This is a genomic window from Maribacter sp. 6B07 (assembly GCF_002700155.1).
Lineage (GTDB): Bacteria > Bacteroidota > Bacteroidia > Flavobacteriales > Flavobacteriaceae > Maribacter > Maribacter dokdonensis.
Genome location: NZ_PDUT01000004.1, coordinates 468,150 through 491,259 on the forward strand (window position 1 = coordinate 468,150; position 23,110 = coordinate 491,259).

General features: G+C 35.2%; 26 protein-coding genes. 11 read left to right on the forward strand and 15 right to left on the reverse strand.

What is annotated here, in order from left to right; translation table 11 throughout:
* Window positions 1–135 precede the first annotated feature (135 nt).
* The 4 genes from CSC80_RS16280 to CSC80_RS16295 all read right to left on the reverse strand — a co-directional run bounded on the left by CSC80_RS16280 (window position 136) and on the right by CSC80_RS16295 (window position 2,739).
* Window positions 136–879, reverse strand: coding sequence for an alpha/beta fold hydrolase (locus CSC80_RS16280; protein ID WP_139254419.1), 744 nt, complete (start codon window positions 877–879; stop codon window positions 136–138).
* A gap of 55 nt (window positions 880–934) precedes the next feature.
* Complete coding sequence (locus CSC80_RS16285) at window positions 935–1,630, reverse strand: DUF3307 domain-containing protein (RefSeq protein ID WP_071339586.1); 696 nt, start codon at window positions 1,628–1,630, stop codon at window positions 935–937.
* Between the two features lie 2 nt (window positions 1,631–1,632).
* On the reverse strand, window positions 1,633–2,238 hold the full coding sequence (locus tag CSC80_RS16290) for a SatD family protein (RefSeq protein WP_058103015.1): 606 nt from the start codon (window positions 2,236–2,238) through the stop codon (window positions 1,633–1,635).
* Between the two features lie 99 nt (window positions 2,239–2,337).
* Entirely contained in the window at window positions 2,338–2,739 is a 402-nt protein-coding gene (locus CSC80_RS16295) for an isoprenylcysteine carboxylmethyltransferase family protein (RefSeq protein ID WP_236973443.1), read from the reverse strand.
* A 110-nt stretch (window positions 2,740–2,849) separates the two neighbouring features.
* Between CSC80_RS16295 and CSC80_RS16300 the strand changes: the two genes are divergently transcribed.
* The 5 genes from CSC80_RS16300 to CSC80_RS16320 all read left to right on the forward strand — a co-directional run bounded on the left by CSC80_RS16300 (window position 2,850) and on the right by CSC80_RS16320 (window position 8,601).
* Window positions 2,850–3,437 (forward strand): non-canonical purine NTP diphosphatase, encoded by a 588-nt coding sequence (locus tag CSC80_RS16300; protein WP_099193388.1) that lies wholly within the window; start codon window positions 2,850–2,852, stop codon window positions 3,435–3,437.
* A complete protein-coding gene (locus CSC80_RS16305) occupies window positions 3,424–4,068 on the forward strand; it encodes a DUF4337 domain-containing protein (protein ID WP_099193069.1) in 645 nt (214 codons plus the stop codon). The genes CSC80_RS16300 and CSC80_RS16305 overlap by 14 nt, the downstream gene beginning before the upstream one ends.
* 160 nt (window positions 4,069–4,228) lie before the next feature.
* On the forward strand, window positions 4,229–6,013 hold the full coding sequence (locus CSC80_RS16310) for a DEAD/DEAH box helicase (protein ID WP_058103018.1): 1,785 nt from the start codon (window positions 4,229–4,231) through the stop codon (window positions 6,011–6,013).
* A 74-nt stretch (window positions 6,014–6,087) separates the two neighbouring features.
* Entirely contained in the window at window positions 6,088–6,858 is a 771-nt protein-coding gene (locus CSC80_RS16315; protein WP_058103019.1) for a carboxypeptidase-like regulatory domain-containing protein, read from the forward strand.
* A 51-nt stretch (window positions 6,859–6,909) separates the two neighbouring features.
* A complete protein-coding gene (locus CSC80_RS16320) occupies window positions 6,910–8,601 on the forward strand; it encodes an alpha-amylase family glycosyl hydrolase (protein ID WP_099193070.1) in 1,692 nt (563 codons plus the stop codon).
* Window positions 8,602–8,609: 8 nt separating this feature from the next.
* On the opposite strand, the gene CSC80_RS16325 is transcribed toward CSC80_RS16320, so the two are convergent.
* From CSC80_RS16325 to CSC80_RS16335, 3 genes are read right to left on the reverse strand one after another with little or no spacing between them, the layout of a single operon-like run.
* On the reverse strand, window positions 8,610–8,975 hold the full coding sequence (locus tag CSC80_RS16325; protein WP_099193071.1) for a VOC family protein: 366 nt from the start codon (window positions 8,973–8,975) through the stop codon (window positions 8,610–8,612).
* Window positions 8,972–9,505 carry an SRPBCC family protein gene (locus CSC80_RS16330; RefSeq protein ID WP_099193072.1) on the reverse strand — a complete coding sequence of 178 codons (534 nt, stop codon included), beginning with the start codon at window positions 9,503–9,505 and terminating at the stop codon, window positions 8,972–8,974. Before CSC80_RS16330 ends, CSC80_RS16325 begins: the two co-directional genes overlap by 4 nt.
* 42 nt (window positions 9,506–9,547) lie before the next feature.
* Entirely contained in the window at window positions 9,548–10,204 is a 657-nt protein-coding gene (locus CSC80_RS16335) for an RNA methyltransferase (RefSeq protein WP_099193073.1), read from the reverse strand.
* A gap of 48 nt (window positions 10,205–10,252) precedes the next feature.
* Here CSC80_RS16335 and CSC80_RS16340 point away from each other — a divergent pair, with 48 nt between their 5' ends.
* Window positions 10,253–10,933: an NAD-dependent deacylase gene (locus tag CSC80_RS16340; protein WP_099193074.1), complete on the forward strand. Its 681-nt coding sequence runs from the start codon at window positions 10,253–10,255 to the stop codon at window positions 10,931–10,933.
* Here CSC80_RS16340 and CSC80_RS16345 read toward each other — a convergent pair.
* Window positions 10,902–11,375: a heme-binding domain-containing protein gene (locus CSC80_RS16345; RefSeq protein WP_099193075.1), complete on the reverse strand. Its 474-nt coding sequence runs from the start codon at window positions 11,373–11,375 to the stop codon at window positions 10,902–10,904. The genes CSC80_RS16340 and CSC80_RS16345 overlap by 32 nt on opposite strands.
* 34 nt (window positions 11,376–11,409) lie before the next feature.
* Here CSC80_RS16345 and CSC80_RS16350 point away from each other — a divergent pair, with 34 nt between their 5' ends.
* From CSC80_RS16350 to CSC80_RS16360, 3 genes are all read left to right on the forward strand, one after another.
* The gene (locus tag CSC80_RS16350) at window positions 11,410–11,991 is read left to right on the forward strand and encodes an adenylosuccinate lyase (protein ID WP_099193076.1); all 582 of its coding nucleotides are present in this window, start codon (window positions 11,410–11,412) and stop codon (window positions 11,989–11,991) included.
* Window positions 11,992–12,098: 107 nt separating this feature from the next.
* Window positions 12,099–13,442, forward strand: a complete 1,344-nt coding sequence (purB, locus tag CSC80_RS16355; protein ID WP_099193077.1) for an adenylosuccinate lyase — start codon at window positions 12,099–12,101, stop codon at window positions 13,440–13,442.
* 126 nt (window positions 13,443–13,568) lie between these two features.
* A complete protein-coding gene (locus tag CSC80_RS16360; RefSeq protein ID WP_058103027.1) occupies window positions 13,569–14,450 on the forward strand; it encodes a mechanosensitive ion channel family protein in 882 nt (293 codons plus the stop codon).
* A 106-nt stretch (window positions 14,451–14,556) separates the two neighbouring features.
* Here CSC80_RS16360 and CSC80_RS16365 read toward each other — a convergent pair whose 3' ends face one another.
* From CSC80_RS16365 to CSC80_RS16390, 6 genes are all read right to left on the reverse strand, one after another.
* Window positions 14,557–15,366, reverse strand: a complete 810-nt coding sequence (locus CSC80_RS16365; protein WP_058103028.1) for a mechanosensitive ion channel domain-containing protein — start codon at window positions 15,364–15,366, stop codon at window positions 14,557–14,559.
* A 161-nt stretch (window positions 15,367–15,527) separates the two neighbouring features.
* Window positions 15,528–16,067, reverse strand: a complete 540-nt coding sequence (locus CSC80_RS16370) for a DUF4252 domain-containing protein (protein WP_099193389.1) — start codon at window positions 16,065–16,067, stop codon at window positions 15,528–15,530.
* A gap of 61 nt (window positions 16,068–16,128) precedes the next feature.
* Window positions 16,129–16,671: a DUF4252 domain-containing protein gene (locus CSC80_RS16375; protein ID WP_099193078.1), complete on the reverse strand. Its 543-nt coding sequence runs from the start codon at window positions 16,669–16,671 to the stop codon at window positions 16,129–16,131.
* Window positions 16,672–16,777: 106 nt separating this feature from the next.
* Complete coding sequence (locus tag CSC80_RS16380) at window positions 16,778–17,332, reverse strand: DUF4252 domain-containing protein (protein WP_058103031.1); 555 nt, start codon at window positions 17,330–17,332, stop codon at window positions 16,778–16,780.
* A gap of 1 nt (window position 17,333) precedes the next feature.
* Window positions 17,334–17,771 (reverse strand): hypothetical protein, encoded by a 438-nt coding sequence (locus tag CSC80_RS16385; protein WP_099193079.1) that lies wholly within the window; start codon window positions 17,769–17,771, stop codon window positions 17,334–17,336.
* Window positions 17,758–18,267, reverse strand: coding sequence for an RNA polymerase sigma factor (locus CSC80_RS16390; protein ID WP_058103033.1), 510 nt, complete (start codon window positions 18,265–18,267; stop codon window positions 17,758–17,760). Before CSC80_RS16390 ends, CSC80_RS16385 begins: the two co-directional genes overlap by 14 nt.
* Window positions 18,268–18,488: 221 nt before the next feature.
* Between CSC80_RS16390 and CSC80_RS16395 the strand changes: the two genes are divergently transcribed.
* The gene (locus CSC80_RS16395; protein WP_099193080.1) at window positions 18,489–20,015 is read left to right on the forward strand and encodes a S41 family peptidase; all 1,527 of its coding nucleotides are present in this window, start codon (window positions 18,489–18,491) and stop codon (window positions 20,013–20,015) included.
* Window positions 20,016–20,042: 27 nt separating this feature from the next.
* Window positions 20,043–21,512, forward strand: a complete 1,470-nt coding sequence (locus tag CSC80_RS16400; RefSeq protein ID WP_099193081.1) for a S41 family peptidase — start codon at window positions 20,043–20,045, stop codon at window positions 21,510–21,512.
* 177 nt (window positions 21,513–21,689) lie between these two features.
* On the opposite strand, the gene CSC80_RS16405 is transcribed toward CSC80_RS16400, so the two are convergent.
* Complete coding sequence (locus tag CSC80_RS16405) at window positions 21,690–23,108, reverse strand: DUF5074 domain-containing protein (RefSeq protein WP_099193082.1); 1,419 nt, start codon at window positions 23,106–23,108, stop codon at window positions 21,690–21,692.
* Window positions 23,109–23,110: the final 2 nt, after the last annotated feature.

Here is a 23,110-nt window from a genome sequence, read left to right on the forward strand (position 1 = left end):
TCTTTTGGTTAGATAGGAATATTAGTTTCTAAAAATAAGAAGCAAAAGTAAAAATTTAATTTATCCTGATATGTGATATTTTGTAAATAAAACAAAAAGGATATGTTATGATGTAAATTAACAAAATACCCCTATTTATTCCAAAAACCGAATTATGGAATTTGAAAACGCTTCAGTCTTATATGTGCCATTATGATCACCGGGGACTTTCTCCAATTTACCTTTAACAAAGCTATTTTTTAAGTCTTCTGCACTTCCGTTATCCAAATCGTCCGTGCCGGATATCACCAAAATTTCGATGACCAATTCATTTAGCTCTTTTACAGAAGTTACAGGTTGATATTTTTGTTGTAAATAGAGTGAACGAAAATCAGCATTTATGGACTTTGCATAATCTACCGCGCCTTTGGTGAGTTGGTTCACTTCACCCTTGAAAGCGTTAGCGAACATTATTTTTCTATCCCATTCAGGATTTGTAAAATCTATGCCCATGCCACCTAAAACCGCTTTTTCAATACGATTATCCTCCGTTAATAGTTTCGCTAAAACAATACTTCCTCTTGAATAGCCTACCGCCTTGTATTTTTCAACTTTTAGGTGGTTCATTAATAACACCAAATCCTTAATCTCTGCCCCATTCCCATATGCCCCTTCATCTTTAGGTTTATCAGAATCTCCATTACCTCTTAAATCTGGAATGATCACCCTGTACCCCGTATTGATCAATTGTTGTTTAAGTACAGTATTGTCCCATGATTTTCTAGAATTTAAAAATCCATGTAGCAGCAATATCGGTTCACCATAACCTTCATCCGTATAGGCGATTTTAACTCCATCAAAAGATTCAAATGTGTTTACTTGAGCCGTTGTTTTTTGCATAAACGCAATGACAAGAAGGCAGCTTATAAAATGCTTTTTAAACATCGGTGTTTAGTTAAGAAACGTATAGTAAGCCAGCTAAAATTGCTAGACCAAAACTTACTAATGTCCCTATTAAAATATATTCCGTTAGCTTTCTATTGTTTCGCTCCTTTAAATCATTAAACCTAAAAACTGATTTAGCGGCTATTAATAAGCCTATAACTTCCCACCTACCAATTACTATAAATATCAACACAAACAGTCTTTCAATAATTCCAATATACTTACCGGCATTTGGCAAAGATTTATGATCAGTTTCAATTTGGTTGGACATGCCTTCTAAAATCTTTCCCATTATTATTGAAGCCGGAAATGTCACAAATACTATTGCCGTAATTAAATACCAATCTAAATTTTCAAAAAGAGCCAAGGTATGCGCATACAGATCAGCATAAAAAGCACAACAGTAAAGCACTATAATATGTAATGCCTGGTCTATAAAAAATGGAATACTTTTATTCTTGAACATGTCATTGGCATATAACTTCAACAAGTCGATTATAAAATGTAGTACCGCTACCGTAGCCGCTATTTTCCAAAGTGACAAATTCCACAACACCAGCATATACAATACAAAATGTAAAAGCACATGCAAATACAAAAACTTAGATGTTATTTTATTGGATTGTTTGTGGAGTACCCATCGTGTAGGCTGTAAAATAAAGTCTCCGACCAAGTGGGCCAGTAGTAATTTAATAAAAATCAACATATTTATTCAGTGGTAATTAATTCTTTGTAATATGCCAAGACTTCTAAAACCAAGTCTAACCTTGCCCTTTTTAGCCTTTGGCTTACTGCCGATTGCTTTATACCTAACATTTGTGCCACCTCTTTTTGTGAAGAATGCGGATTATCGAGTACTAAGGTGACAATTTCTGCGGAAACCACACTCCAATCATCCATAAAGTCCAAAGCCAAGCGCAACATTAAATTTAACGTTCTATCATTTTTAGCATCACCGGTAGCTATGCTTAGGTTTACCTTACTTTCTTTAAGTGTTTCAAAATTTCTTCCCGATCTTTGGTATGCCGGACCGTTAGATTCCGTTACTCCTGTACCAATATATGTTTCTAGGCCAATACCTATACCCATTCTTACATCTAAACCTTTTATGGTTTTAAGCATAGATTTAATACGAATTGCCGTAAATAAAGCATTCTTTTCAGTGACCTTTAGCTGAAATTCATCTCCGCGATAAATCTCCCAATTCATTGGCGATTCGCCAAATTGGTTGAAATAATTCTTCAACATACCAATCCATTCAGAACTAGGATGATTTTCAGAATTAATTATATCGCCAGTAATTATAGCTATCATGATTATTAGTTAAAATGCTAATATATTAAATTATAAGCTAATTAATTAATATTTGCTGTTATTAGGTAATTCAGTAATCCAAATACAGGAATAACTCCCTCAAAACCAACGCCTTGTTAAGATACAATAATCTTTGAAGGAATGCCCAAATTTGTTCAAGAGAATTTGCTCTTCGGGAATAATTTGAAAACGATTCATATAGGCTACAAAACCAGCAGCAACCAACGTATTAAAAGCATTGCCCAAAAATATACCCAATGCCAATAAACTCAGTAACAAGGCCAAATACATTGGGTTTCTAGAAAATTTAAATACTCCGCTAATTACCAAACTTTGTGCCTTATCAGGTTTTGTTGGGTCTACCGTGGTTTTTGCCAATCTAAATTGTATCAGTGCCAAAAGGGCAATTACCATACCTATACCCACTAAAAACTTAGCCAACATTAGTCTACCAAAGAAATCAAAATAGCCAATAGGCAATACTAAATCCAACAAATACATTATTGAACCAAAACATAAAAAAACAATTACCGGCGGCACTTTTAATTCCATTTTATAAAATTACTACTTTTGATACTGAAAATTATCATACTAGATTTCAAATTGTTCCCATGAAGCTTGTTTTTGCCACCCACAACCCTAACAAATTAAAAGAAGTTCAACAGATGGTGCCCGATCATATTGAACTCATTAATTTAGAAACCATAGGTTGTACGACCAACATACCAGAAACCGCCAATACATTAGAAGGTAATGCAAAAATCAAAGCAGACTTTGTAACCAATACGTACCAATTATCTTGTTTTGCAGATGATACGGGACTACTTGTAGAGGCCCTTAATGGTGAACCAGGTGTTTATTCCGCTCGTTATGCCGGCGAACAAAATGATGCTGATGCCAACATGAACAAATTACTAGATAATTTGAAAAATGAACAAAACCGTACCGCCCATTTCAAGACGGTAATAGCTTTAAACCTAAATGGTAAAACCCATATATTTGAAGGCAAAATAGAAGGTGTAATTACAGAAAACAAACGAGGTCATAACGGTTTTGGCTATGACCCCATTTTTCAACCCAATGGATATGAGAAAACCTTTGCAGAATTGCCTTTATCCATTAAGAACAACATAAGCCATAGAGCAAAGGCATTTAAAAAATTGATAGATTATTTAAACACTACACATGTTACAGGGTAAAAACAATAAAGAAACAGTAGAAGTATCGGTTGCATCTGAACGTGCAGAAGCTATTGGTGGTGTACTAATTGCTTTGTTTGCTGCCCTAATGGCTATATCACAAATGGTGAACGGCGAGCTAGAGGAAGAAATGATGATCGCCCATAACAATGTAGTAAGCTATTCTAGCTGGTATCAATCTAAAAGCATCAAAGAAAGTTTAAAAGAAAGTGAGCTAAATTATTTGCATGCCCTAATTGAAAGTGGCATTGTTTCTGGTGACAAAACCGACTTAATTGAACAAAAAATTTCTGTAGTCGAAAAAAAAATAGAAAAGTATGATGCTGAAAAAACCGAGATTCTTTTAGGTTCATCACAAGTAGGAAAAGAAAATTGGGTACAGGACATTGAAGGTGAAATGGGTAAAATAACCGGAGTAAAAGAATGGGAACAATTGACCCAAACCTATGACTACGCTACCAAGAAATTTGATTATGCCCTTCTATTCTTTCAAATATGTATAGTACTTGGCGCCGTATGTATCATCATTTATGATAGCCCCGCACTGCAAAAAGGGTTAATTGTACTTATGATCATCTTCGGTATAATTGGCACTTTTCTTTCCATTTATGGGTATACTTTGGCTCCATAACATAACTTTTCAATTAAATTATACTGAACCAAATATTAGCAGTACCTTTGCCGCTTAATTAACGCCGCTGGTATAGCATGTGTTGCGCTGAGTCTAAATAGGTTATAAACGATAATCGCTCTATGCAACATTCATATTTGCGATTTAGTATAACATATTTATGACAAAGTTTGAAGCACTGGGACTAGAAAAGTCCTTATTAGATGCTATTACTGATATGGGTTTTGAAACCCCATCAGAAGTACAAGAAAAAGCAATCCCAATTTTATTGGAAAGTGAAACCGACCTAGTTGCCCTTGCGCAAACAGGTACCGGTAAAACAGCCGCTTTTGGTTTTCCATTAATTCAAAAAATAGATAGTGACAGTAGAACCACACAAGGTTTAATACTTTCACCCACTCGTGAGCTTTGCTTACAGATTACCAAAGAAATGCAAGCGTATTCTAAATACGAGCGCAATATTAATGTAGTTGCCATTTATGGTGGTGCCAGCATTACAGAACAAGCAAGACAAATAAAAAGGGGTGCTCAAATTATCGTAGCTACACCAGGTAGAATGAAAGATATGATCAGCAGACGCCTTGTTGACATATCTAAAATTGACTACTGTGTACTTGATGAGGCAGATGAAATGTTGAACATGGGCTTTATGGAAGATATCAAAGATATTCTTTCCGGTACACCTAACGACAAATCTACTTGGTTGTTCTCTGCAACAATGCCAAGAGAAGTGGCAACCATTGCCAAAAAATTTATGCACTCTCCTCAAGAGATTACGGTAGGTGCTAAAAATTCTGGTGCTTCAACGGTACAACATGAATATTATGTTGTTGGCGGTAGAGATCGTTATCCTGCACTTAAAAGATTGGCAGATACGAATCCTGATATATTTTCGGTTGTTTTCTGTAGAACAAAACGTGATACTCAAAAAGTAGCTGAGAAATTAATCGAAGATGGTTACAATGCAGGTGCACTACACGGAGATCTAAGCCAAAACCAAAGAGATTTGGTAATGAACTCTTTCCGTAAGAAACAAATTCAGATGTTGGTAGCTACAGACGTTGCTGCCCGTGGTATAGATGTTGATGACATTACACATGTTATCAATTACCAATTGCCAGACGAAATTGAAACGTATACGCACCGTAGTGGTAGAACCGGTAGAGCAGGTAAATCTGGTATCTCTATGGTTATTGTTACACGTAGCGAGCAACGTAAGATCCGTGCTATTGAAAATAAGATCAACCAGAAATTCATATCCAAAAAAATTCCTACGGGAATGGAAATCTGTGAGATTCAATTATATCACTTAGCAAATAAAATTAAGGACACTAAAGTTAATGACGAAGTAGACACCTACTTGCCCGCAATTAACGATGTTCTTGAAGGTATTGACCGTGAAGAATTGATCAAGAAAATTGTATCTGTAGAATTCACAAGATTCTTCAATTACTATAACAAATCTAAAGATTTAAACTCTTCTGACAGTGGTAGAGATCGTGATAACGGCAAAGCAGAAATACCAACTAGTGGTTCTGTTCGTTATTTCGTGAATGTTGGTGAAAGAGATGGTTACGATTGGATGTCTTTAAAAGACTTCATTAGAGATACCGTTGGTCTAGGTCAAGAAGATGTATTTAAGGTTGATGTTAAGGAGAGTTTTTCTTTCTTCAACACTGAAGCAGAAGTTACTCAACAAATTTTAGACAAGTTTACAGACTTTAAAGTTGACGGACGTTTTGTTAACGTAGAGGTATCCAAAAACCCAGGCGGTGGCGGTGGCGGCCGACGCAGAAGCGGCGGCGGTGGCGGCTTCAAAGGCAAGAGAAATGCTAGAAAAGATGGTGGTTCCCAGTCTAAAGGAAGAAGAAGGGACAGAAGTGAATCTAGCGCTCCAAACTCCGGAAAACGAAGAAGCAACAAAAGAAAAGGTAACTTCTTTTAGTTAATTGTATATTAAAAATACGCTTCGGCGTATTTTTTTTATTTTGTTTGCAACTTAAATTACGCTTTAGTACAATGAAATATTTTTTATCGATCGCACTTATTGTCATTTCATTTTTGGGTTATTCGCAAGATACCAATGAAAGCCAACGTCTTAGTGCTGTCGTAAAAAATGCGCAAACGGATGAACTTCTTGAAAGTGTGCACGTTGTCAATCTAAATCAAGTATTTGGCACAATAACCAATGACAAAGGTGAATTTTCAATTACTGCCGCTGTAAACGATACTTTATATTTTTCTTTTCTTGGTTTTAAATCTCAAAAAATTAGGGTAACGAACGATATGTTCAAATTTGAGAATACAGAAATTGCCTTAACAGAGCTGGCCTATGCATTAGAAGAGGTTATTGTTAGACCTTATCAGCTTACCGGGTATTTAGAAATTGACGTTAAAAACCTGCCTATCAATAATGCCTACCAATACAGTATATCTGGCTTAGGGGTAAGTTATGAAGGTGGTAACAAAAACCCTAGTGCCGTTACAAAAGTTTTGGGGGCAATACTAAACCCTGCAGATCTTCTACGGAATTTATTCGGGAAAAAACCTGCGCAAATGCGAAAGCTTAGACAAATGCGTGAAGATGATGACATACGTAATCTATTAGCTTCAAAATTTGATAGAGAAACACTTACCGAATTTCTTCAACTGGAAAAAGTAGATATTCAGGATATCCTTAACAATTGTAATTATTCCAAATCATTTATTACCACAGCCAATGACCTTCAGATACTTGACGCCATTAGCAGCTGTTACGAGGAGTATAAAGTTCTTAACAGAAAGAAATAATATTTTTTAATACGAAATCCTTGTTATAGCTTTAATGCAAATAACAGGAAAATGAAAAACGTATTCTTTCTAGGGCTATTCACACTTATCTTAATTTCTTGCCAATCTAACAACAAACAAAAGTTAGAAAGCAGTACCAATATCCAAGATGTTGTACACCAACCTAAAAAGAACCCAAATTTTCAATGGGAAGCTGCCACCGTTTATTTTCTATTGACAGATAGGTTTAATAATGGGAACCCTAACAACGACATCAATTTTGAACGTGATGAGGAAACCGGAAAACTGAGAGGTTTTCTAGGCGGCGACATACAAGGTATAACCCAGAAAATTAATGAAGGTTATTTTTCAGATCTAGGGGTCAATGCTATATGGTTTACTCCTGTTGTGGAACAAATTCATGGCGCTACGGACGAAGGTACCGGTAATAGCTATGGCTACCATGGTTATTGGGCAAAAGACTGGACAGCGCTAGACCCTAACTTTGGAACGGATAAAGACTTAGAGACCTTAATAAAGACCGCACACGAAAACGGAATTAGAATTTTGTTGGATGTTGTTTTAAATCACACTGGTCCTGTTACCAATGAAGATCCGGTATGGCCAGAAGAATGGGTGCGCACCTCTCCCACTTGCGAATTCACTACCTATGAGAATACTACCGCTTGTACCTTGGTTGCAAACCTTCCTGATATACGAACGGAATCTGATGCTGCCGTAAATTTACCTGATGCCTTACTTGCCAAATGGAAATCAGAAGGAAGATTAAGCGAAGAACTTGATGAACTTGAATTGTTTTTTGATCGAACAGGCTACCCAAGAGCCCCTCGTTTTTATATTATTAAATGGCTTACGGACTACGTTAACAAATACGGAGTAGATGGATTCAGGGTAGACACGGTTAAGCATGCCAATGAAAATTCTTGGGCAGAATTATATAAAGAAGCTGCTGCCGCTTTTGAACTATGGAAAAAGAAAAACCAAGATAAGGTAATGGACAACAATCCTTTTTATATGGTTGGCGAAGTGTACAACTATGGCGTTTCTGGCGGACAAGAATTTGATTTAGGCGATAAAAAAGTCAATTACTTTGATAACGGATTCAAAAGTCTTATCAATTTTGAATTAAAGACCGATGCCGAAAAAGATTATGAAACCATTTTTACGAAATACAGCAAATTACTACACACCAAGTTTAAAGAAAAGAGTGTATTAAACTACTTAACCTCTCATGATGATGGTCAGCCATTTGATAAAGATAGAAAAGACCCAAAAAGAGCGGCAAACGTGTTGTTACTTACCCCTGGCGCTTCACAAATATACTACGGAGATGAAACAGCCCGTAGCTTAACCATAGAAGGCACGGAAGGCGACGCTACCTTACGTTCTTTCATGAATTGGAACGAGTTAGATAGTTTACCAAAAACCAAAGAAATTTTGGCGTACTGGCAAAAATTAGGAACGTTCCGTAATGACCACCCCTCAATTGGTGCAGGTATTCATAAAAGAATTACAAAATCTCCCTATGTTTTTAGCAGATACTTTGCTAAAGACGAATTTGTGGATAAGGTTGTGATCGCCTTAGATGCTCCTAAAGGCAAAAAAGAAATATCGGTCAAAGGTATTTTTGGCGACGGAACAAAATTGTACGATCGCTATTCTGAAACAGAAGTTGTTGTTGATAACAATAAGGTAATTCTAAATAATGAAAATGATGTAGTATTATTGGAACTGCTCAAGTAAGCTTTAATTTAGCTATTAGAATGCAATGCTATTCTATTACCTTCGGTATCCCTTAAAAGCCCCATAAATCCATGCCCTTCACCAATCTCGGTTTTGGGCTGTAATACTTGTCCGCCTGCTTTTTCAACTTTATCGAGCACAACGGCTACATCATCACATGCAAAGTAAACCATGGCACCGTGTGTCATACTAGGTACATATTGTTCATGTTCCACCAAAGCACCACTAGATTGCCCCATACTTTGCTTATCTGGAAACAACCCCATTACAAATTCGCCAAATTCGTTCACCGTAATTGTAATTCCAAATATGTCTTCGTAAAACTTTTGTGCTCTCTGCATACGCTGCACCGGAATTTCAAACCAAGAAATCATATATCACTATTTAAGTTGTTCTTTAAATTTTGCAGTCCTTGCTCAAAATCTTTACCTACCATTTTATCCATGGACATGAAGAGCATCATAATACTCATGGGAAATTTATTTTTACCTGAAAAGCCCCAGGTGACCTTACTTTTAGTTCCATCCACAGCATCTAAATTCATATAGCAATCAGATTGTGATTTATATGGTTTAAAAAAACGTAGATCCTGCTCTATTCTTTCCCCTTCCTTTATTTTTGTAATCTCTTGCTCACCTTCGCCTACATCTTTATTACCATTCCAATGGCTAATTGCACCAATTTCACCATCTACTCCCGTAAATGTCAGTTCCATATTTGGGTCTTTTTTGGCCCAAGGTGACCATTCTTGTTGTTTTTTTAAAAATTTTAAGTGAGGCCAAACTTTAACAGGATCATGGTCTAAAATTACACTTCTAGAAACATGATAGGTTTTAGGGGCAATCAATGCTAGTAGAATAACCAAGGCCACTAACACTCCAAGAATAATTAATACGGTATACATATCTTTTTAAATTGTTGTTGACCAACAAGTTAATCTTTTTTTTTAATTATCTGACTTGTACCTTTCTAAAATATCATCTATACTTTTAATTGATTTTTTTGTCCAATCTAATCGTCTTTCCCACAACTCATCTTCCGTCAGTTGCCAATCTATATTAGAAGATTTTAGCTGCGTAGTTACATGTTGTAAAATAATTGCGGCCGATACTGATATATTTAAGCTTTCAGTAAAACCAACCATGGGTATTTTTAAAGAAGCGTCTGAATTTTCAAGAACATAATCACTAAGACCATTTTTTTCGGTTCCAAAAAACAATGCTGTTTTGCCATTTAATTTAAAATCTTGTAACAATGAGCTATCTGCATGCGGACTAGTGGCTACAATCTTGTAACCTTTATTTTTCAATGTATCAATAGCTTCTTTTGAGTTCTGATATCTTTTGATATCTACCCATTTTTGTGCCCCCATGGCAATCTCCTCATCTAATCTCTTACCATATTTGCCTTCTATCAAATGAGCGGTTTGTACACCAAAAGACTCACAACTTCTAACTACCGCACTTGTGTTGTGCATTTGATATACATCTTCAACAGCAACAGTGATATAATTGGTACGTTGACTCAGAATTTCTGTAAACCTTTCTTTTCTGTTTTCTGAAATAAACTCTTCTAAATAGTTTAAAAGCTCCATATCTATCATGCAACCAAGATAAGAAAAGTATATTTTTAAGCTTAATTTCAAATGATCATGAAAAATATAGTGGTTTTAACAGGTGCAGGAATTTCAGCAGAAAGCGGATTGAAAACTTTTAGAGATTCCAATGGTCTATGGGAAGGTCATGATGTTATGGAAGTTGCTACCCCAGAAGGTTTTGAAAGAAATCCTGAATTGGTTTTAGAATTTTATAACCAACGAAGAAGACAACTGTTGACCGTTGAACCTAATAGTGCGCATAAAGCATTGGCTGATTTAGAGTCTCACTTTAACGTCAATATCGTTACTCAAAATGTAGATGACCTTCATGAGCGCGCAGGTAGCTCAAATGTACTTCACCTACATGGCGAACTTTTAAAGGCTAGAAGTGTAAATTCTGAAAATGAAATTTTAGATTGCAAGAATGATATTTTATTGGGAGACACTTGTGTAAATGGTTATCAGCTTAGACCACACATAGTTTGGTTTGGCGAAGCTGTACCGCTTTTAGATAAGGCTATTGAAATTACCAAAAATGCGGATTATTTAATAATTATAGGAACTTCAATGCAAGTTTATCCTGCAGCCAGTCTAATTGACTTTGTAAAACCAAGCACTCCTGTATTTTTTATAGACCCAAAACCCGCATTGGCGAATAAAAACAATGTTACGGTAATTGCAGATACCGCTGTTAATGGCGTTTCTACTTTGGTTGCTTCCCTAATTGATAAATAATTCTTGTTTGCTTTACCCACTCAACAAGATCATTAACTTGACCTTCGGTTAGTCTTGCATCGCCATGAGTGTAAGTGTATTCTAACAAAGGCATTTTACCTTCTATTACTTCCTCTTCTATCTCTTCTAATAAATGATCTTTTTTATCTAAGGAATATTTTTCCCATTCAGAAAAATTTAAATGTTCCTTACCTTCATTAACATGGTTTGCCATCCAATATGAAATTGGCGCTATATTATTGTACCAAGGGTATTCCGTATTATTACTATGACAGTCATAACAAGAGTTCTCAAAAATATTCTGAAGTTCTGGCGTTGGGTTCGTTTCCGTTATAAAGACTTTGGTATGGTTACCTGGAGATACATTTTTGGTAGGACTAAAAAATTGCATGGCTATAAATACGACCACTACAAGTAAGCTAATTCTTTTTAGTAATTTCATATTTGGGGGAAATAAGTAATAAAGATACAATTTTATGAATAAGATAGAGCTGTGTGAAGCACTGAATTATGTTACCGCTTTAAGGGAAAAACGGAGTAAAATGGCTTCTATTATACTAGCAGACCCTAAATTAGTTCCTATTCTAATTTCAATCATAAAAGACGACATCAACCCGGTATCCTGTAAAGCCAGCTGGATTTTAGAATACGTTGCCAACAAAGACCTAAAACCAATTTTAATTTACATCAATGATTTCATTACTATACTTAACAGTATTTCACTGGAATCATCAATAAGACCCGCCGCTAAAATTTGTGAACTGTTAGTATTGAACGAATTTTCAGAAAAAAATAAAATATGTAATCCAAAATTAAATAATGAACATTTAAATGCCATCACGGAAGCTGCATTTGATTGGCTGATCGGAGAACATAAAATTGCTCCTAAGGCTTATTCCATTACCATTCTTTTATGGCTTGGTTTTAAAATTGATTGGATACACCCTGAGTTAATTCCCATTTTAAAACAGAATTATGAAGGTGGAAGTGCCGCTTATAAAGCTAGGGCCAGGCAAACACTTAAAATTCTGGAAAAAATGTCTTCTAACAAAGATTAAGTTACAAACCTTAAAAATGATGCCGATACATATAACTATTAGCATTTATGGTTTTAAACTTTAATTCGAATAGGTATATTTGCCCCTTAATAATTTAACCATTGTTTATGTCTCTCAACGCATTAAGTGCCATTTCTCCAATTGACGGTCGTTATAGTTCTAAAACCAATTCTTTATCTGCATATTTTTCAGAAGAAGCGTTGATAAAATATAGGGTAAGAGTTGAAATAGAGTATTTTATCGCTCTATGTGAAATTCCACTTCCGCAACTATCTTCCTTTGATTCTTCAAAGTTTGAAACACTTAGAAAAATATATACCGATTTTACAACTGCCGATGCGCAGGAAATAAAAGAAATAGAGAAAACAACAAACCATGATGTAAAGGCGGTTGAGTACTTTATCAAAAAAGCTTTTGACAATTTAGGAATATCGGAATTTAAAGAATTCATTCACTTTGGACTGACTTCACAAGACATAAACAATACGGCAATACCGCTTTCCATTAAAGAAGCAATGAACAATGTTTTTGTTCCTCAATACTTTCAACTTGTAGAAAAATTGGAAGAATTGACCAAAGAATGGTCAGATATACCAATGCTTGCAAGAACACATGGGCAGCCAGCATCCCCTACTCGTTTAGGGAAAGAAATAATGGTTTTTGTAACCCGTTTAAAAGAACAGTTTAATTTATTGAACGATATACCTAGTGCCGCCAAATTTGGAGGGGCAACCGGTAATTTCAATGCACATTTAGTGGCATATCCTTCTATTGACTGGAAAGCATTCGGTCAAAAATTCGTTCAAGAGAAATTAGGGTTGCAACATTCGTTCCCCACAACACAGATAGAACATTATGACCATACGGCCGCATTGTTCGATACCCTAAAGCGCATTAATACTATTATTTTAGACTTAGATAGAGATTTTTGGACCTATGTCTCCATGGATTACTTTAAACAGAAAATTAAAGCGGGCGAAGTGGGCTCCTCTGCTATGCCACATAAAGTAAACCCTATAGATTTTGAAAACTCCGAAGGTAATCTTGGTATTGCCAATGCCCTATTTGAGCATTTATCGGCTAAACTACCAGTATCTAGACTTCAAAGAGATTTAACCGATAGTACCGTATTAAGAAACGTTGGCGTTCCTTTTGCGCATACAATCATCGCTTTTCAATCTACTTTAAAAGGCTTGAACAAATTACTTTTGAATAAGGAAAAATTTGAACAGGATTTAGAGAACAATTGGGCGGTAGTTGCTGAGGCCATTCAAACGATTTTAAGACGTGAAAGTTACCCAAATCCGTACGAAGCCTTAAAGGGTCTAACACGTACCAATGAAAAAATAAATAGAGATTCCATTGCAAATTTCATAGACACTTTAGAGGTTTCTGACAGTATTAAGAATGAATTAAAGCAAATTTCACCAAGTAATTATACCGGCATTTAAGCCAATTTTAATGCATTAAAATTTTTCTTTAATTCAAAGACTTCATATCGCCCGTTTTGGGCGATTTGCATTTTAGATTGTGATTCGTATCCTATATATTCCTTACGAACACAAATCTAAAATTGTATGCAAACAAATTTCTCAGTTGAAGAATCCATAAGTAATTTATGGGATAAATTAGATGGATGGCTAGAATCCATCATTTTAAAATTACCAAATTTCGCCATGGCTGTTTTGGTAATGTTCTTATTTTATTTTCTAGCAAGAGGAATACGGAAATTACTTAAGAAGACCATACTAAGAAAAATATCACAAGTTTCTATTCAAGAAATTATAGCCAAAGTAGTTTTTGTTGTCATTATTTTAATAGGTTTCTTTATAGCCCTTGGGGTTTTGGACTTAGATAAGGTTTTAACAAGTATTTTAGCAGGTGCAGGTGTAGTTGGTTTAGCAATTGGTTTAGCTCTACAAGGTACCTTGAGCAATACCTTTGGCGGACTCATACTCTCGTTCATGCCACAGCTAAAAATAAATGACTTTATTACGGCAGATGGTGTATCTGGTTTTGTTACGGAAATTAGCTTACGAAACATAATTCTAAAAAAACCCGACAATAATGTAGTGGTGATTCCAAATTCCAAATTTATAGATGGATCTTTCACCAATTATTCTATGAACAATAGAAATAGAATCTTTGTAAACTGTGGTGTTGGCTATGAAAGCGACTTACAAATGGTAGAAGACCTTACCGTAAAAATTATCAGCGACAACTTTCAACAAAACGACGGTGAAGATGTAGAATTCTTTTTTACGGAATTTGGAGATAGTTCCATCAATTTTATGGTGCGCTTTTGGGCAGACTGTGTAAATGTAAAACAGGAACATGCAGCAAGACACAAAGCCATTAAAATAATCAAGAAACATTTTGACGAACGCGACATCAACATTCCGTTCCCTATTAGAACCTTGGATTTTGGAAAAAATAATCTACAAATTGCAAAAGATTAAATGAATTAAGATAAGGCTCAAAGTATTTTATATGAGACTATCGAATAAAATTAAAAAAGCCCGTTGAGCAAGTTCAACGGGCTTTTTATTAACTAACTAGACTATATTATTTATTAATTTGAACTTCATGTGGGTAAGGTATTTCTATACCTGCACCATCTAATGCTTTCTTAGTACCTTCAATGGTGGCAAAGTAAACATCCCAGTAATCTTCTGGCTTACAGAAAGGGCGTACGGCCAAGTTTACTGAACTATCTGCCAATTCAGATACATTTACAGATGGAGCCGGATCTTTAAGCACTTTTGGATTAGCTTCTAACATTGCCTGTAACACTTCTTTTGTTTTCTGTAAATCAGAACCATAATCTACACCTACTGTTGTATCTACTCTAATTTTACCTTCTGCAGTATAGTTTACAATGTTTCCGTTTGCCATTGCACCATTAGGTACTATTGCCAATTTATTTTCCGGGGTTATTAGTTTGGTGGTAAAAATCTCTATTTCCTTTACACTACCCAATACACCCTGAGCTTCAATTAAATCCCCTATTTTATAAGGTTTAAAGATGATAAGCAATACACCGCCCGCAAAATTAGAAAGTGACCCTTGTAACGCTAGACCAATTGCAAGACCAGCCGCCGCAATAACCGCTGCAAAACTTGTTGTCTCTACTCCTAACGTTGAAATAACGGTAATTATCAAAAATACGGTAAGTGCCCATTTCGCCAAATTCAGTAAGAACTTTCTAAGCGACTCATCATACTGTTGCTTGGTCATTCCTTTATTTACAACTCCTATCAATTTCTTGATTATCCAGGAACCAATAATATATATTAAAAGAGCTAATATAATTTTAGGACCGTATTCCATGGCTAATTCAATCCCTTTGTCAATCCATACTTGTGTTTTTTCCATTTTTAATTTTTGTTTAGGTTGTTATTTAATTGTTCTCATTTATTATGACACCAATTTGTTTGAATGGTCACATTAAAAATAACCGTTGCACAATTTTACAGCAAATAAAAACCCGTTACGTAAACGTAACGGGCTGTTCTTAAACAAAATAAAACTTGTTCTTAACCTTTTATTAAATCGCCAAGTTGTTCTAAACCTTTACCTTCAAAATTAGATTTCTCCATTGCCTGAATTAATTGAACAAAACTGGCCGGATTCATGTCATCTCCTAAAACACGAACCAAAACAAGTCCTTTCTCATCGTTATCACCGTAAATAATAACCTCATCAATAGTGTCTCCAACTTCCTTTAGCTGTAGAGTCGCCTTACCAAAAGGGGTATTCATTTTCATCAGCTCACTATAATCTGAACCTTTCAGTATTGATTTAATAGTCTTTTTTTGTACCAGATAATCTGCTTCGTTATCAGGTTTTTTTTGAAATGCCAAAATATTCAACTTCTTAAGGGAAGAAGCCGCTTCTTTTTCAGATGCACTCAAATTTGCCTTTTCCAAATTCAATAAGCTGGAAGGCAAATCAAAAGACATAAAATTCGGATTCTCTGCATTGGCAATATAATATTCTTGTAAACTTTGTTCAGATGAACACGATGACATGGTTAAACCAAAAATTACAACCATCATCCAATATACATATTTCATACTATGTTTTTTTTTAGGAAAAAGGTCCCCTAAATATATAGAAGACCTTTTCATTAAACTTTTACTTTCCAGATGCTTTGTTCAAATCCTTTGGCAGGTCCATTTTACTGGTCAATGTTCCTATTTTATTTAAATCTATATCTCCTGTAAGACTTACAAGTACGGTTTCAAGTTTTCTACCGTTATGACCAACATCTACATTCTCCAAACCACTAACGAACATTAACAATTCTGAGACATGGTCTTTCTTTTTACCGTCTTTTATATAGAACTTTACATTTACATCTTTATCCTTGACCCGCATTAATTCTTCTAGTTTAGAAGATTTCAGGTACTTCTTTACCGTAGATGACATGTCTGCAGATACGTTTGCATCTTCAGTCATAAAGACCTTCACATTTTTTAATCCGCTGGCTATTTCCATAAACTCCTGAGCCTCTTTGTCATCACTAAGATTTCCAAATTTAGATACAAGGTCTATCATACCCTTATTTACTATTACGGACCCTACGTTATCCATATTTTCATATTTATCGAATACGGATTGTGAAAAACCCAACGCGGGTAAAATTGCCATTAAAAATACTACTGCTACTTTTTTCATGATTGTTGATTTTAAATACCTTCACCCGTTACAGGATCTGGTGATTGATGAATTATTGACTTATAATTAAGCGTGCCCTGTAAAATATAACACACTTAATTCATTTTTAATTTCCGTTTTTAGCTGCTTTACCCAGTTGGTCACCACCCGGCAAATCCATTTTATCGGTCAACTTAGATACTGACCTTAAATTGATATCTCCGGTCAAGGATAACAGGACTGTTTCCAATTTCTTACCATTTACATCTATATCCATGTCTTTTAACCCTGTTACGAACATCAATAGTTCTTTAACGTGATCACTGTCCTTACCTTCTTTTACATAAAACTTTACATTAGAGCTACCGTCACGTACTCTCATCAACTCTTCAAAAGAAGAACTCTTAAGTCTATTGGTTACCCAACTATCCACGTCTTTGGAAATTGCCGCATCTTCAGTTGTGATTACCTTAAAACTGGTTATGGAATTTACTAACTCAAAAAATTCCTTTGCCTCCGGATCGTCTGAACTTACACTCATTTTACCCAACATTTGAAACATTTTGGGCTGCATGGCAACAAAGGTTACCTTATCATTATCCTCATATTTTTCAAAAATATCTTGAGCGTTAATTATTACCGGGGCTAACACCAACAGTGTTAATACTAGTATCTTTTTCATTTTAATTACTTTTCGTTAAAAATTTATTCGTTGTCTTTTCAAATTCATTTAAATGGTTCAGTTGCTCTGTACCCTTATTAAAATTCATTGCCAATAAGGCCAAGGCCTCTTTTGCAGATGCTATTTCCTCTGGGGTGTACTCATCTGCCAAAGTAACCGGAGGTGGTGTAGGTTCATAAAAATATAGCCCTACCATAAAGATTGCAATTGCAGCAACGGATGCCCATTTCAAATAATTTTTTCTAGGTTTTAATGGCACCTGCTTTGTAAAGCGCTCTTCTTTTGCTTTTGTGAAGTAATTGAACATAGGTGCATGCTGCTCTAAGTGCGGAGCAATGTTACCCTCTGAAAAGTACTTCCTAAGTATTTCTTCTTCTGCAATCGTAGTGGTCGCATCAAAATACTTTTCTATTAATTTTTCTATGTTATGCAATTCCATAATTATGCTTTTCCATTAATTTTTCCCTTACCGTTTTTCTTGCTCTGGACAAAGCTACCCGTATGGCCGTAGGTTTCATATCCAATAATTTTTCTATCTCTTCATATTCATATTGTTCAACATCCCGTAATTGTAATACCATTTTCTGCTGCTCAGGTAATTCCGCCATAATTCTCTCAACCCAATCAATACTATCTTTTGCCTCTAATTCGCTTTGCAAAGATGTACTGGCATCGGTATAATTACTATGTACCAATTTTAAATTTCCCGCTTGTTTAGATTTTAAACGATCTAAGCAAAAGTTCTTGGTCATGGTCATGGCAAATGCCTCTACATTATTATAACTTTCCATTTTATTCTTTTTTGACCAAAGCTTTATCAGTATCTCTTGAGTTGCATCTTCTGCCTCTTCTGTAGACACCAACAACCTTTTGGCCATACGGAACAACTTATCCTTAAATGGTAATACAATATTTAAAAACTCCGTTTGTTTCATTTTGGTTTGGCTGTCTGTAACCTTTCTTACAGGTTTATAAAAAGAAGACGACGCTGAACGATTTTTGTTACAATTAATTTTTATTTCCTTGACTTGTAAGTAAATTTAACATCCTATTACTAATTATATACGTACTTATTTAAACTTCTGTTTTCGGTATAGTTTATGATAGCTTATAAATTGGCTAAAGCAGTACACTTTAATTAAAATTAAAAATAACTATGAAAAAATTTTTCTTGTCCCTCCTTTGTCTAGGTCTTATTACAATGTCATGTAGTAATGATGATAACGACCCCGTAGTTGAAGAAGAAGAAATTGAAAATCCTGAAGAGGAAGAAGAAACGGTAGAAGTTGACATTGAAGTCCAAAACTTTTTTTGGCAAACACTGAACCTTTATTATTTCTGGCAAGGAGATGTACCAGATTTAGCAGATGATCGATTTGATACACAGACTGCTTACGAAGAATATCTTGCAGAAAATGATGATCCGGTTGCTTTATTAGAAAACAAATTGTTGTTTTCCGAAGATAGATTTACCTTTTATAGCGATGATTATACCGAATTGGTAAACAGTTCTGCAGGTATTTCTAAAAGTAACGGTCTACAATTTGGTTTAGGTCTTATCTCTGGTACCGAAGACGTATTTGGTTTTGTAGAGTACATTGTAAAGGATTCTGATGCTTCGGGCAAAGACATTAAAAGAGGCGATTTATTTATTGGGGTTGATGGTCAAACATTAAACCTTGATAATTATATAGAATTACTTTTTGGGAATAATGATACCTACACACTTAACATGGCTGATATTGTTGATGGTGGCATAAGCCCTAGTGATAAAAAAGTAACCCTAACCAAAACTGAAGGATTAATTGAAAATCCTATCCATGTAAATACCGTTATTACATCTGGAGACAAAAAAATTGGATACTTAATGTACAACCAATTCGTATCTGGATCTGAAGATAACCTTAATTCAGTTTTTGCGGATTTCATAGCACAAGGTGTAAATGAACTGGTATTGGATTTACGTTATAACCCAGGTGGTAGAGGATCTACTGCTGCTGTTTTGGCCAGTTTAATCAAGGGCACCAACACCAACGACCTTTTATTTAAAACAATCTATAATGCCAAATTACAAGCAGAATTTGATAGTAGTTTAACGGATAATTATTTTGTTAGCACCACCGGTACTTCAGATGGTAATTCAGGTGCGGCGTTGAATACATTAAATTTAAATAAAGTGTATATCATAGCTACAGAAGCTTCTGCATCTGCTAGTGAATTAGTGATGGTTGGTTTGGAACCTTATATTGATGTAGTACATATAGGTGGTACTACCGTTGGTAAAAACCAAGGCTCTGTACTATTTGTGGATGATCCAGAAGGTGGTAATGTCTATGACCCTGAAAGAGTTGATAATATTAATCCTAATGTACAGTGGGGACTTCAGCCAATAATAAGTAGGGTTGAAAATAGTGCTGGATTTTCTGACTATGTGGATGGATTAATTCCTGATATTGAACTTTCAGAAGATGTTACCAACTTAGGAGTTTTGGGTGATGCAAATGAACCTCTATTGGCAAGAGCCATACAGGAAATCAACGGTAATGGAGCTAGAAGAAAGTTTGATGTGATTTTACCAGCCAATGTTGTTTCTAGTTCAAAACTATATAACCCGAGAAATACAACACTATTATTGAACAACAGTGTTCCTGTTGCTAAAATACCTGTATCTGAAAAGAAATAAAATCAAAACATTTTAGTTACACTTAGTATGAAGAAGATAATAATAGTGTTTGCTGCCGTACTAGCATTGTCATGCTCAAAAGATGATGATCTTTCATTACCAAATACGGTAGACCCAGATGGCTCTGCAGATGTAGAAGTACAGGATTTCATGTGGAAGGCCATGAACTTTTGGTATTTCTGGCAAGCTAACGTAGATGACTTAGCAGATGATCGTTTTGAAAATACGGAAGAAGGTAGAGCTGCCTATACCGCATTTTTAGATTCTGAAGATGACCCTGCATCATTTTTCGAGAATAAACTACAATATATAGAAGACAGATTTAGCTTTTTTAATGAAGATTATCGTGAGCTTACAAATTCGTTGGCAGGTATTTCTAAAAGTAATGGCCTGGAGTTTGGTCTTGTCCAATTTCAAGATAGCGATGAAATTTTTGGATTTGTTCGCTACATTGTTCCAAATTCCAATGCGACCTCTGCCAATATTCAACGTGGAGATCTGTTTACCGGAGTTGATGGCCAAACATTGACCATTGACAATTACATTGGTCTGCTTTTTGGCGATAATGATACGTATACCTTGAACATGGCAGACTTTGAGAATGGTAATATTGTTCCTAACGAAGAAGAGGTAACCTTAACAAAAGAAGAAGGTCTGGCTGAAAATCCTGTTTTTCTTTCCAAATCTTTTACCATTGCCGGAGAAAACATTGGCTATATCATGTACAACCAATTTACCAATGAATATGATGACGACCTGTACGCTGCAGTTCAAGATTTGAAATCTGCCGGTATTACCAATCTAGTTATGGATTTACGCTACAACCCAGGTGGATCTGTAAATACTACAAGATTATTAGCCAGTATGATTTATGGCACCAACACATCCGATATTTTTCTTAGAAAGAGATACAACGATAAACTACAAGAACAATTTAACGATAGTCAGTTAGAGGTATATTTTGCCGATAAGATTAATGGGGAGACCATTAATTCTTTAGGCTTTAACAAATTATATGTTATTACGTCTGCTAGTTCTGCTTCTGCCAGTGAATTATTGATCAATAGCTTGGAGCCTTATATAGATGTTATTCAAATTGGTGATGTTACCAGAGGTAAAAATGAATTTTCCACCACATTGGTAGATGATAGGGAAAACTCATATTTATACACACCATCAAGAGTCAACAATATTAACCCGGACAATCAATGGGCAATACAACCCTTAATTGGCAGGAATGAAAATGCCGATGGTTTTTATGATTTTACAAGCGGTTTACAACCAGATTATGAGTTGAAAGAAGATTATAGCAACCTTGGTATTATTGGGGAAGAAAACGAACCTTTATTGGCAAAAGCCATTGAGGTAATTACCGGTACTACCGGTAAACGCGACTTTACGGTTAAATACCCCATCAATATTATTAGCAGTTCTAAAGAAAATAGTTTGATGAGCGATAAGATGGTGGATGATACCGTTTATGATTTAGAGTTCTAACCTATTCCAATACGTTATTTAAAGCATTGGCTTTAATATTGCGCTTTTAAATACAAGAAGCCAAAAAACGATTTAAAAAAAGCTGAACAATAGTATCATTGTTCAGCTTTTTATATTATTAAATTTTACAATAATCTGTTATTTAGACTAATGAAAATTGTACTTTTTAATTAGATTTTATCTTGCTGCTGTTTCATTAAAATATATACCTCCTGGAATAATAGAAACTGTTTTAGAAGCCAATAAGGTATTATCTGATAAATCATAAACCTCTAAAGAGCCATTGCTGACAAAATCTTTGGCATCTACCCCATAAAGTTTACCATCAATAACAGCCATATCATAAAAATTAAGACCTTCAATTTCCGCAGTTGTTGGCAATACACTTGTTGTAGTATCCATAGCATACACAGACCCTCCAGAATAATAATAAAGAGTAGCTCCATCAATTTCTAAATTACCTGGATGTTCCGTAACTGCATAATTCATAGTTGTTGTAACCGTATTATCCGTAGTATTAATATAATCTATTTGTCCGGCAGTCTCATTTCCGGTCCAAGATGGATTTCCACTTGATAATACCCAAAGATTTCCACTAGCATCTAATTGCATTGAATTAGGGCGATCTCCTACTGTAATGGTCGTAGTAACCGTATTGGTGGTAGCATCAATTACAGTAACCCCGTTATTTTGATTAAACCCTCCTTGGAGCGCTACATAAACGGTATTATCCTTCACTATAATTTTCTCTGGTCCTTCCGCAACTGAAATAGTAGATTCTACGGTATTTGTTTCTAAGTCGATCACAGCAACATAATCATCATCAGGATTAGAACCGTCTCCCCAATTTGTAACATATCCTTTACCATTAGCTATTGCCATATAACGAGGGTTTAAAAAATCTGTCTCGCTTGGCCCTCCAATTGTGGCAACAGACTCAAAAGTATAACGATTTACAACTTCTATCTTCTGGGAACCATTCATTACTATATAAGCCATATTTTCGTAAAAGGACATACTCTGTGCATTGTCCCCTAATGCATCTGCATCATTTACTGTTTTAAAAATATCGTTTTCCACAGTGGCTAAATCATCCGAAACAAAAGAAATAGAAGCATTTCCTTGCATAAAATTTCCTTCATGAGAAACCAATATTCCATTTTCAAATGGGTAAGAATCATTATCCGTAATTGTTACTATTAAAGAACTATTAGCTCCCACAATATCCTCTTCATTATTAGTAGATGTAATAGTAAAAATTACCTCTTCTGAAGATTCCACCTCCGTATCATCAATTAAAATTAAACTTTCTTGTACTGATGTTTCCCCTGCCGGTAAAACCACCGACCCTGATAAAGATTGATAGTCCTCCCCTTCAGTGGCTGTTCCTGTTACTTCATAATTAATGGTTACATCCATAGCATTTACGCTTGTAGTACTGATGGTTATTCCTACTGTTCCTTCTCCCTCATCATAACTATCTTCTGTTGTAGCTATTCCTATTGTTCCCGGTGTTGGCATATCATCATCATCACTACAAGATGTAAGTATAAATGAGGCGAAAGCCGCTGTTAACATAAAGTGTTTCAATTTCATTT

Bases quoted from the DNA above. Each gene is read 5' to 3' on its own strand.
- CSC80_RS16280 (WP_139254419.1), bottom strand. From the start codon at position 879: ATGCAAAAAACAACGGCTCAAGTAAACACATTTGAATCTTTTGATGGA.
- CSC80_RS16285 (WP_071339586.1), bottom strand. From the start codon at position 1,630: ATGTTGATTTTTATTAAATTACTACTGGCCCACTTGGTCGGAGACTTT.
- CSC80_RS16290 (WP_058103015.1), bottom strand. From the start codon at position 2,238: ATGATAGCTATAATTACTGGCGATATAATTAATTCTGAAAATCATCCT.
- CSC80_RS16295 (WP_236973443.1), bottom strand. From the start codon at position 2,739: ATGTATTTGTTGGATTTAGTATTGCCTATTGGCTATTTTGATTTCTTT.
- CSC80_RS16300 (WP_099193388.1), top strand. From the start codon at position 2,850: ATGAAGCTTGTTTTTGCCACCCACAACCCTAACAAATTAAAAGAAGTT.
- CSC80_RS16305 (WP_099193069.1), top strand. From the start codon at position 3,424: ATGTTACAGGGTAAAAACAATAAAGAAACAGTAGAAGTATCGGTTGCA.
- CSC80_RS16310 (WP_058103018.1), top strand. From the start codon at position 4,229: ATGACAAAGTTTGAAGCACTGGGACTAGAAAAGTCCTTATTAGATGCT.
- CSC80_RS16315 (WP_058103019.1), top strand. From the start codon at position 6,088: ATGAAATATTTTTTATCGATCGCACTTATTGTCATTTCATTTTTGGGT.
- CSC80_RS16320 (WP_099193070.1), top strand. From the start codon at position 6,910: ATGAAAAACGTATTCTTTCTAGGGCTATTCACACTTATCTTAATTTCT.
- CSC80_RS16325 (WP_099193071.1), bottom strand. From the start codon at position 8,975: ATGATTTCTTGGTTTGAAATTCCGGTGCAGCGTATGCAGAGAGCACAA.
- CSC80_RS16330 (WP_099193072.1), bottom strand. From the start codon at position 9,505: ATGTATACCGTATTAATTATTCTTGGAGTGTTAGTGGCCTTGGTTATT.
- CSC80_RS16335 (WP_099193073.1), bottom strand. From the start codon at position 10,204: ATGATAGATATGGAGCTTTTAAACTATTTAGAAGAGTTTATTTCAGAA.
- CSC80_RS16340 (WP_099193074.1), top strand. From the start codon at position 10,253: ATGAAAAATATAGTGGTTTTAACAGGTGCAGGAATTTCAGCAGAAAGC.
- CSC80_RS16345 (WP_099193075.1), bottom strand. From the start codon at position 11,375: ATGAAATTACTAAAAAGAATTAGCTTACTTGTAGTGGTCGTATTTATA.
- CSC80_RS16350 (WP_099193076.1), top strand. From the start codon at position 11,410: ATGAATAAGATAGAGCTGTGTGAAGCACTGAATTATGTTACCGCTTTA.
- purB (WP_099193077.1), top strand. From the start codon at position 12,099: ATGTCTCTCAACGCATTAAGTGCCATTTCTCCAATTGACGGTCGTTAT.
- CSC80_RS16360 (WP_058103027.1), top strand. From the start codon at position 13,569: ATGCAAACAAATTTCTCAGTTGAAGAATCCATAAGTAATTTATGGGAT.
- CSC80_RS16365 (WP_058103028.1), bottom strand. From the start codon at position 15,366: ATGGAAAAAACACAAGTATGGATTGACAAAGGGATTGAATTAGCCATG.
- CSC80_RS16370 (WP_099193389.1), bottom strand. From the start codon at position 16,067: ATGAAATATGTATATTGGATGATGGTTGTAATTTTTGGTTTAACCATG.
- CSC80_RS16375 (WP_099193078.1), bottom strand. From the start codon at position 16,671: ATGAAAAAAGTAGCAGTAGTATTTTTAATGGCAATTTTACCCGCGTTG.
- CSC80_RS16380 (WP_058103031.1), bottom strand. From the start codon at position 17,332: ATGAAAAAGATACTAGTATTAACACTGTTGGTGTTAGCCCCGGTAATA.
- CSC80_RS16385 (WP_099193079.1), bottom strand. From the start codon at position 17,771: ATGGAATTGCATAACATAGAAAAATTAATAGAAAAGTATTTTGATGCG.
- CSC80_RS16390 (WP_058103033.1), bottom strand. From the start codon at position 18,267: ATGAAACAAACGGAGTTTTTAAATATTGTATTACCATTTAAGGATAAG.
- CSC80_RS16395 (WP_099193080.1), top strand. From the start codon at position 18,489: ATGAAAAAATTTTTCTTGTCCCTCCTTTGTCTAGGTCTTATTACAATG.
- CSC80_RS16400 (WP_099193081.1), top strand. From the start codon at position 20,043: ATGAAGAAGATAATAATAGTGTTTGCTGCCGTACTAGCATTGTCATGC.
- CSC80_RS16405 (WP_099193082.1), bottom strand. From the start codon at position 23,108: ATGAAATTGAAACACTTTATGTTAACAGCGGCTTTCGCCTCATTTATA.